9 protein-coding genes are annotated in these 9,036 nt (G+C 60.5%); 4 read left to right on the top strand and 5 right to left on the bottom strand.

Annotation, left to right across the window (positions count from 1 at the left end; all coding sequences use genetic code 11):
- The 4 genes from AACR77_RS13920 to sdhC form a co-directional block, all read right to left on the bottom strand.
- The coding region (locus tag AACR77_RS13920) for a succinate dehydrogenase iron-sulfur subunit (protein ID WP_042882308.1) at nt 1-547 on the bottom strand (547 nt) is incomplete at its 3' end.
- Between the two features lie 17 nt (nt 548-564).
- Nucleotides 565-2,331, bottom strand: coding sequence for a succinate dehydrogenase flavoprotein subunit (gene sdhA / locus AACR77_RS13915; protein ID WP_029314421.1), 1,767 nt, complete (start codon nt 2,329-2,331; stop codon nt 565-567).
- Nucleotide 2,332: 1 nt separating this feature from the next.
- Nucleotides 2,333-2,677 carry a succinate dehydrogenase, hydrophobic membrane anchor protein gene (gene sdhD / locus AACR77_RS13910; RefSeq protein WP_010674495.1) on the bottom strand — a complete coding sequence of 115 codons (345 nt, stop codon included), beginning with the start codon at nt 2,675-2,677 and terminating at the stop codon, nt 2,333-2,335.
- Nucleotides 2,671-3,060, bottom strand: coding sequence for a succinate dehydrogenase cytochrome b556 subunit (gene sdhC, locus AACR77_RS13905; protein ID WP_029314418.1), 390 nt, complete (start codon nt 3,058-3,060; stop codon nt 2,671-2,673). Before sdhC ends, sdhD begins: the two co-directional genes overlap by 7 nt.
- Before the next feature lie 423 nt (nt 3,061-3,483).
- Here sdhC and AACR77_RS13900 point away from each other — a divergent pair, with 423 nt between their 5' ends.
- The 3 genes from AACR77_RS13900 to AACR77_RS13890 all read left to right on the top strand — a co-directional run bounded on the left by AACR77_RS13900 (nt 3,484) and on the right by AACR77_RS13890 (nt 5,800).
- Nucleotides 3,484-4,770 (top strand): citrate synthase, encoded by a 1,287-nt coding sequence (locus AACR77_RS13900; RefSeq protein WP_010674492.1) that lies wholly within the window; start codon nt 3,484-3,486, stop codon nt 4,768-4,770.
- Nucleotides 4,771-4,863: 93 nt separating this feature from the next.
- Nucleotides 4,864-5,178 carry a DUF4377 domain-containing protein gene (locus AACR77_RS13895; RefSeq protein WP_042882306.1) on the top strand — a complete coding sequence of 105 codons (315 nt, stop codon included), beginning with the start codon at nt 4,864-4,866 and terminating at the stop codon, nt 5,176-5,178.
- A gap of 97 nt (nt 5,179-5,275) precedes the next feature.
- Nucleotides 5,276-5,800: a GNAT family N-acetyltransferase gene (locus tag AACR77_RS13890; protein WP_042882305.1), complete on the top strand. Its 525-nt coding sequence runs from the start codon at nt 5,276-5,278 to the stop codon at nt 5,798-5,800.
- A gap of 55 nt (nt 5,801-5,855) precedes the next feature.
- On the opposite strand, the gene fabB is transcribed toward AACR77_RS13890, so the two are convergent.
- On the bottom strand, nt 5,856-7,067 hold the full coding sequence (gene fabB / locus AACR77_RS13885) for a beta-ketoacyl-ACP synthase I (protein WP_029314417.1): 1,212 nt from the start codon (nt 7,065-7,067) through the stop codon (nt 5,856-5,858).
- A gap of 90 nt (nt 7,068-7,157) precedes the next feature.
- On the opposite strand from fabB, the gene mnmC reads away from it, so the two are divergent.
- A partial coding sequence (gene mnmC, locus AACR77_RS13880; RefSeq protein ID WP_197055492.1) for a bifunctional tRNA (5-methylaminomethyl-2-thiouridine)(34)-methyltransferase MnmD/FAD-dependent 5-carboxymethylaminomethyl-2-thiouridine(34) oxidoreductase MnmC occupies nt 7,158-9,036 on the top strand: 1,879 nt, incomplete at its 3' end.

Genomic DNA, 9,036 nt, shown 5'->3' with positions numbered 1-9,036 from the left:
CCAGCCAGCGATAGGCGGCGAGCAGGCCGGCCGGACCGATGAACTTGTCCGGGTTCCACCAGAAGGAGGGGCAAGAGGTGGAGCAGCAGGCACAGAGTATGCACTCGTACAGGCCATCCAGCTTGGCGCGCTCTTCGGGGGATTGCAGGTGCTCACGCACGGGCGGCAGTTTTTCGTCGTTGATGAGGAAAGGTTTGACCTTCTCCCACTGGGTGTAGAACTGGGTCATGTCGATCACCAGATCCCGGATCACCGGCAGACCGGGCAAGGGCCGAATGACGACCTTGCTGCCCTTCTTCAAGAGATCGGAGAGCGGCGTGATGCAGGCCAGACCGTTCTTGCCATTCATGTTGAGACCGTCAGATCCACAGACCCCTTCGCGGCAGGAGCGGCGGAAGGCGAGGGTGGGATCCAGCTCCTTGAGCTGGATCAGTGCGTCGAGCACCATCATGTCGGAACCTTCAGGAATATCAAGACGATAATCCTTCATATACGGGACGTTATCAACGTCCGGATTGTATCTGTAGACAGAGAATGTGACGTTCATTGTGCTTGGCTCCGCAATCAGTAAGTCCGGACCTTGGGCGGGAACGCCTCACGGGTCTTGGGTGACATGTTGACAGCGCGACGGGTCATGGACTCGGTGTCCGGATGATAGAGGCTGTGGCACAGCCAGCTCTCATCGTCACGCTCCGGGAAGTCGAAGCGGCTGTGGGCGCCACGACTCTCGGTACGGAAGTTCGCCGCCACCGCGGTGGCATAGGCGGTCTCCATCAGGTTGTCCAGCTCCAGGCACTCGATGCGCTGGGTATTGAACTCCTTGGAGGTGTCGTCCAGACGGGCGTTCTTGAGACGCTCGCGGATAAGTTTCAACTCGGCCAGCCCTTCTGCCATGGCATCCCCTTCCCGGAACACGGAGAAGTTGTTCTGCATGCAGCGCTGCAGATCCTTGCGGATCTGGGCCGGGTCTTCCCCGTCACGGTTGTTTTCCCAGCGGTTGAAGCGCTCCAGCGCCTTGGCGATGTCGGCGTCGGTGGCTTCCACACCGTGCTCCATCGAACCAAGGGTCTCCACCAGGTGCATGCCGGCAGCACGACCGAACACCACCAGATCCAGCAGCGAGTTGCCACCCAGACGGTTGGCACCGTGCACGGAGACGCAGGCGATCTCGCCCACCGCGAACAGACCGACCACCGGCACGTCGTTGCCATCCTTGTCTTGGGTCAGGCACTGGCCGTTCACGCTGGTCGGCACGCCGCCCATCATGTAGTGGCAGGTCGGGATGATGGGGATGGGCTCTTTGACCGGATCCACGTGGGCGAAGGTGCGAGAGAGCTCGCAGATGCCCGGCAGACGGGATTCCAGCACCTCTTTGCCGAGGTGATCCAGCTTGAGCTTGATGTGCGGGCCCCAGGGACCGTCGCAGCCACGGCCTTCGCGGATCTCGATCATGATGGAACGGGCCACCACGTCGCGACCGGCCAGGTCCTTGGCGTTCGGCGCATAACGCTCCATGAAGCGCTCGCCGTCCTTGTTCAGCAGGTAGCCGCCTTCACCGCGGCAACCTTCGGTCACCAGTACCCCTGCCCCGGCGATGCCGGTGGGGTGGAACTGCCAGAACTCCATGTCCTGCACGCCGACCCCGGCACGCAGCGCCATGCCGACGCCGTCACCGGTGTTGATGTGGGCGTTGGTGGTGGACTGGTAGATGCGACCGGCGCCGCCGGTGGCGAGCACGGTGGCCTTGGCCTTGAAGTAGACGACTTCACCGCTCTCCATGTCGATGGCGGTACAGCCGACGATATGACCATCCTGGTTCTTCACCAGATCCAGGGCATACCACTCGGAGAAGACGGTGGTCTTGTTCTTGACGTTTTGTTGATACAGGGTGTGCAGCAGGGCGTGACCGGTACGGTCGGCTGCCGCCGCGGTGCGGGCAGCCTGCTCGCCGCCGAAGTTTTTGGACTGACCGCCGAACGGACGCTGGTAGACGGTACCGTTGTCAAAGCGGGAGAAAGGCAAGCCCATGTTCTCCAGCTCATAGATGGCCTCGGGGCCGGTCTTGCACATGTATTCGATGGCTTCCTGATCACCGATGTAATCGGAGCCCTTGACGGTGTCATACATGTGCCACTGCCAGTTGTCGTCGTGGGCATTGCCCAGGGCGACCGTGATCCCGCCCTGGGCGGAGACCGTGTGGGAACGGGTCGGGAAAACCTTGGATAACAGGGCGCAGCTCTTGCCGGACTGGGCAATCTGCAGCGCGGCGCGCATACCGGCGCCACCGGCACCGATCACGACCGCATCAAATTCACGAGTTGGAATAGTCACCTTACACACCCCACAGCACGACGAAACCCGTCATCACATAGACAAACAGCACCACCACCAGCACAAACTGCAGCGCACCGCGCAGTCCGACCGGCTTGATATAGTCGGTCAGCACCTGCCATAGACCGATCCAGGCGTGGATCAAGACGCATACGAGCGTCAGCAGGGTGAAGACCTTGGTGAAGGTGTTGGAGAAGAAGCCGGTCCACACCTCGTAGGTGATGTCGTTGAACGCGACAAAGCCAACCAGATAGAGGACGTAGCACGTCATGATGAGGGCGGTGGCGCGGATCAGGATGTAATCATGAACACCGCTGCGCCCGAAAGTTGCAGAATTGGTTACCATACCAGTACCCCCGCCAATACCGCCAAAACCGCGGTGATCACGAAGGCCACACGGGCACTCTGATTACCGGATTCCAGCTCTTCCCAATAGCCCATGTCCATGACCAGGTGCCGCAGACCGCCCACGATGTGGTAAGCCAGCGCGGTCAGGATCCCCCACAGCACGAACTTGACCAGGAAGTTGTCCATGATGGCAACGACCGATTCAAATCCTTCGGGAGAGGCGAGTGAAGTACCAAGCATCCACAGCAAGATGGCCAATGCCACAAAGGTGATGACCCCTGAGACACGATGCAAGATGGAAGCGATGGCGGTGACAGGAAAGCTGATCGTCTGTAGGTCGAGGTTTACAGGTCTCTGTTTGTTTTTCACGGCTTTGCCCACTCAGCTCCATTGAGCACGTTAGTTATTGTTTTCACACGCTTTGAGGGCGAGGAGTGGCATTTGTTAGGTTTTTGTTACCAAAACAACTCAGGAAAGCCAAAAATAACATTTTCGATATCACATCTGGCTTTGCGAAAGCGTTTCAAACACCGACGACCATCACCCACGTGGCGCAGTATATCGGCGGCCTTAACCAATGACAATCAAATAGCTACACAGAAAATCCAAAACCGTAAACCAGATCTCACAACAGCTTTAACAAGTCATTAATGATCATCCAGCAAAATTGACAAAGACATGGTTCTCTGGTTCAAATAAGGCGCTCCAGCCGCCGTGGTACGGGTAAGAACCTTTGCCAGCGTCATAACAGTCGTAATAAAGTAGGGCTGGAACCAAATTATAAAAGAGCAAAGGAGACGTGCTATGGCTGATAAGATAGCCACCCTACATCTGCCCGGAAAAGAGCCGGTTGAACTGCCGATCCTCTCCGGTACCGTTGGACCCGATGTGATCGATGTCAGAAAGCTGGGCACGCAAGGATATTTCACCTTCGACCCCGGCTTCATGGCCACCGGTTCTTGCAAATCTTCCATCACCTACATCGATGGCGACCAGGGTGTCTTGCTGCACCGCGGTTACCCCATCGCCCAGTTGGCCACCCAGGCCAGCTACCTCGAAGTCTGCTACATCCTGCTGTACGGCGAGGCCCCCACCAAGACCCAATATGCGGAATTTGAACGTCTGGTCACCCGCCACACCATGGTGCACGAGCAGATCGCCTTCTTCTTCCGTGGCTTCCGCCGCGACGCCCACCCCATGGCCGTCATGTGCGGCGTGGTCAGCGCACTGTCCGCCTTCTATCACGACGCCCTCGACATCAACAACGAGGAGCATCGCGAGATCTGTGCCTTCCGTCTGCTCTCCAAGATGCCGACCCTGGCCGCCATGTGTTACAAGTACTCCATCGGCCAGCCCTTCATGCAGCCGCGCAACGCCCTCTCCTATGCAGGCAACTTCCTGCACATGATGTTTGGCGTGCCGACCGAAGAGTACAAGGTCAACCCCATCGTCGAGCGCGCCATGGACCGCATCTTCACCCTGCATGCGGACCATGAGCAAAACGCCTCCACCTCCACCGTGCGTCTGGCCGGCTCTTCCGGTGCCAACCCGTTTGCCTGTATCGCCGCGGGGATCGCCTCCCTGTGGGGCCCGGCCCACGGTGGTGCCAACGAAGCCTGCCTCAAGATGCTCGAAGAGATTGGCTCCGTGGATCGCATTCCCGAGTACATCGGCCGCGCCAAGGACAAGAACGATCCGTTCCGTCTGATGGGCTTCGGTCACCGGGTCTACAAGAACCACGATCCCCGTGCCACCGTGATGCGCGAAACCTGCCACGAGGTACTGACCGAGCTGCAGATCAAGGATCCGCTGCTGGACGTGGCCATGGAGCTGGAGCGCATCGCGCTGTCCGACCCCTACTTCATCGAGAAGAAGCTCTACCCGAACGTGGACTTCTACTCCGGCATCATCATGAAGGCCATCGGTATCCCCATGTCCATGTTCACCGTGATCTTCGCCATCTCCCGTACCATCGGCTGGATTGCCCACTGGAACGAGATGCACTCGGACCCGGATCAGAAGATCGGCCGTCCCCGTCAGCTCTACACCGGTCAGCCCCTGCGCGAGTTCGTGCCCCTCGACCAGCGCTGAGCCCGATCTGTCATGGTTTGTTACAAAGGCGGTCATTGACCGCCTTTTCTTTTGCAGGTTTAATCGCGCCCTTTTACGCCAAGGACACTCATCATGAAATCTCCCCTGCTCCTCAGCTCCGCCCTCCTGCTCAGCGCCTGCCAGAGCGCCCCGACCACCGAAACCCTCTATATCCAGGACAAGCTGGCAGACTGCGTCGGTGTCGCCCCCATGAAGTGCATGCAGGTGCGCAGTCAGCCAGGCGAGAGCTGGAGCCTCTTCTATCAGCAGATCGAAGGCTTCACCTTCGAGCCGGGCTACCGCTACCAGCTGGAAGTGAGCAAGGAGCAACTTGCCGATGTGCCGGCCGATGCCCCTTCCTTGCGCTACCAGCTGATAAAGATCGTGAGCAAGGAGCCGGTTCGCTGACGAGTCGCTGACAGGTGACCCGGTTTCGTTTGTGTGCTCTCTGGGGTATGCTGTCACCCCTTTTTGCCACGGTTTGAGTACGGACCCGACCCGCATCATGATCACGATCCGCACCATCCGCACGCCAGACTGGCCCGCCATCATGGCCATCCAGCACGAGTGTTATCACCAGTTCGAACCCGAGCCCCTCGAGGTGATGCAGAACAAAACCGAGCTGGCCCCCGCCTGCTGCTGGGTGGCCGAGCGTCAGGGCAAAGTACTGGGTTACCTGCTCTGCCACCCCTGGCGTGCCCACCAGCCCCCGCCCCTCTCGGTGCAGATGAAGGCGCTGGCCGGTCACGACGAGTTCTATCTGCACGATCTCGCTGTCTCGAGCAAGGCACGCGGCCTGGGTGTCGGACAGCGACTGCTGGCAAGGGCGCTCGCTTTCGCGAGCCATGCAGGATATCGCCATGCAGGCCTGGTGGCGGTTCAGGATGCCCCGGCCTTCTGGCGCAAGCAGGGGTTTGTGCCCGCCGACACCGGCAAGTCGCTGGTGGAGTATGGTGACGGGGCTGTCTATATGCGGTTGCCCCTGGCAGACAGCGGTCCCGAACCGGGAACCATCAGCAGAATTCAATAAAAAAGGCGCCTTTCGGCGCCTTTTTCTATTTCGCGTTGTGCTCCCCACGGGGAGATCAAGCCTTGAACTTGCTGAACACCAGAGAGGCGTTGGTACCGCCAAAGCCGAAGCTGTTGGACATGACGGTATTGAGATCCGCCGCTTCGTATTCACGCACGATGGGCAGGCCCACGGCTTTCTCGTCCAGGTTCTCGATGTTGATGCTGGGGGCGATGAAGCCGTGTTCCATCATCAGCAGGGAGTAGACGGCCTCGTGCACGCCGGCGGCGCCCAGGGCATGGCCGGTCATCGCCTTGGTGGCGGAGAGCTTGGGTGCATTGCTGCCAAACAGGGTCTGAATGGCTTCCAGCTCCTTGGTGTCACCAACCGGAGTAGAGGTACCGTGAGTGTTGATGTAGTCCACCTTGCCGACACCCTGCATCGCCATCTTCATGCAACGCACGGCGCCTTCACCGCTCGGGGCCACCATGTCGTAGCCGTCGGAGGTCGCACCGTAACCGGTGATTTCGGCGTAGATGTGGGCACCACGGGCCAGGGCATGTTCCAGCTCCTCAACCACCAGAATGCCGCCACCACCGGAGATGACGAAGCCGTCGCGGTCCGCATCATAGGTGCGGGACGCTTTTTCCGGGTTGTCGTTGTACTTGGTGGAGAGCGCGCCCATGGCGTCGAACTGGATGGTGGAAGACCAGTCCAGCTCCTCGCCGCCACCGGCAAAGATGATGTCCTGCTTGCCAAGCTGGATCAGTTCCAGGGCGTGACCGATGCAGTGGGCAGAGGTCGCACAGGCGGAGCTGATGGTGTAGTTGACACCTTTTATCTTGAACGGGGTGGCAAGACAGGCGGAGGTGGTGGAGGACATAGTACGCGGCACCATGTAGGGACCCACCCGCTTGACGCCCTTTTCACGGGCGATATCGGCAGATTCGGAGGTGTTCTTGCCGGAGGCGCCGCCGGAACCGGTCACGATGCCGGTACGCTCGTTGGAGACCATCTCTTCCGGCAGGCCGGCATCTTCGATGGCCTGCTGCATGGAGAGGTAGGCGTAGGCCGCGGCGTCACCCATGAAACGCATGACTTTACGGTCGATCAGTTCAGACGGATCGAGTTTGATGTTACCCCAGACACGGCTGCGCAGGTTGTACTGCTCGAACTGCTCGGAATAGGTGATGCCGGATTTGCCTGCTTTCAGGGAGGCCAGCACCTCTTCCTTGTTGTTGCCGATACTGGAGATGACGCCGATACCGGTGATCACTGCTCTTCTCATTAATTCATCTCGTCTGGAAAAACTGGCACCGAGTCTACCCGCTTTCGGCTGCCAAACTGGTCTGCTTTCACGTAGAATGCCCGCGATTTTGTGACGCGAGCCGAGGAAAACGTGAGTCAAACATCCTTACATCATGCCCGATTGGACTGGAACGAAGCGGGAACTCCAGTCTCCAGTGAGTTCGGGGATGTGTACTTTTCCAATGATAACGGTCTAAGTGAAACCCGCTACGTCTTTTTGCAGCAAAATCGACTGCCAGAGCGATTTTCGCACCACGATAGTGACAGTTTCGTGATTGGTGAAACAGGTTTCGGTACAGGACTTAACTTTCTGGCCACAATGGCCGTCTTTCTGGAACAGGCCCCCCTGTCCGGCAACGGATCCCGGCTGCACTTCATCAGCGTCGAGAAATACCCCCTTACCCAGGCCGATCTGCGCAAGGCCCTGGCCGCCTGGCCCGAGCTCGCCCCTTTGAGCCAGCCTCTCATCGACCAGTGGCCGTTGCCGGTCTCCGGCTGCCATCGCCTGCTCTTTGCCGATGGCCGCATCCGCCTCGATCTCTGGTTTGGCGACATCAAGGAGATGCTGCCCCAGGTGCCCCATCCGGCAACCGGTCTGGTGGACGCCTGGTATCTGGACGGTTTCTCCCCTGCCAAGAACCCAGAGATGTGGACCCAGGATCTCTTCGACGATCTCGCTCGCCTCGCCCGCCCCGATGCCACCCTCTCGACCTTTACCTGCGCCGGTTTCGTGCGACGGGGGCTGATTGCCGCCGGCTTTGCCATGAAGAAGGTGAAGGGCCACGGCAGCAAGCGGGAGATGCTGGCGGGTGTTCGGGAAGGCAAAGTGCCGCAGCAGAGCATCGCCCCCTGGTATGCCCGCCCCGCAGGGCGGGAGGGAGAGGTGCTCATCATCGGTGGCGGCATCGCTTCCGCCATGACGGCGCTCTCTCTGGTGGAGCGGGGTCGGCACGTCACCTTGCTGTGCGAAGATGGTGAACCGGCCAGCGGCGCCTCCGGCAATCGACAAGGAGCCCTCTACCCCCTGCTCAACGGCGAGCACGATGCCCTGTCGCGCTTCTATTCGCTGGCCTTCGGCTTTGCCAGAAACCGGCTGCTGGCCCTGGCAAAGCACCACCCCGTCGCCTTCTCCCTGTGTGGCGTCACCCAACTCGGCTACGACGACAAATCCGCCGCCAAGCTTGCCAAGATGAGCCAGGGCCCCTTCCCCCCCGAGCTGATGCACCCACTCTCGGCAGCGGAGGTTGAGCAGGTGGTCGGCCTGCCCTGCGATGCGGATGGTGTGAGCTATCCCCTGGGGGGCTGGCTCTGTCCGGCGGATCTCACCCGCGCCGCCATCAGGGAGGCGCAGGCCAGCGGGCGGCTGGAAGTGGTGTTCAATGCCGCTGTGACCCGCATTGCCGAAGAGGCCGATGGCTGGCACCTGGAGAGCCGGGATGGCCGCCAGTGGCGTGCCCCCAATCTGGTGGTGGCAGCCGGGCATCAGTTGCCAGCCCTTCTCCCCTTTGCCGAGCTGCCGCTCTATCCGGTGCGCGGCCAGGTGAGCCATGTGCCGACCACGGCTGGCTTGAGCCAGCTCAAGACCGTGCTCTGCTACGATGGCTACCTCACACCGGCCCACAACGGCGCGCACTGCATCGGGGCCAGCTATGGCCGCAACCAGACCGATCTAGCTTACCGCACCGACGAGCAGGAGCAGAACAGGGCGCGGCTGCAAGCCTGTGTGCCCCATCAGCGCTGGCCTGCCGAGGTGGATGTGAGCGGTGCTCAGGCCCGCATCGGGTTGCGCTGCGCCAGCCGGGATCACCTGCCGGTAGCCGGGTCCGTCGCCCGGTTGGCGGCGCTGGCGGATCATGACGTCAACGCCCCCGCGGATCAGCAGAGCGCACTACCCCTGCACGCCGGCCTCTACGTGCTGGGGGCGCTCGGCTCCCGGGGTCTGTACTGTG

Origin of the sequence: Aeromonas sp. ZOR0002 (assembly GCF_963866995.1) — a bacterium.
In the GTDB taxonomy this organism is placed as follows: Bacteria; Pseudomonadota; Gammaproteobacteria; order Enterobacterales; family Aeromonadaceae; genus Aeromonas; species Aeromonas caviae.
This window is presented reverse-complemented; position numbering and strand designations above follow the sequence as displayed.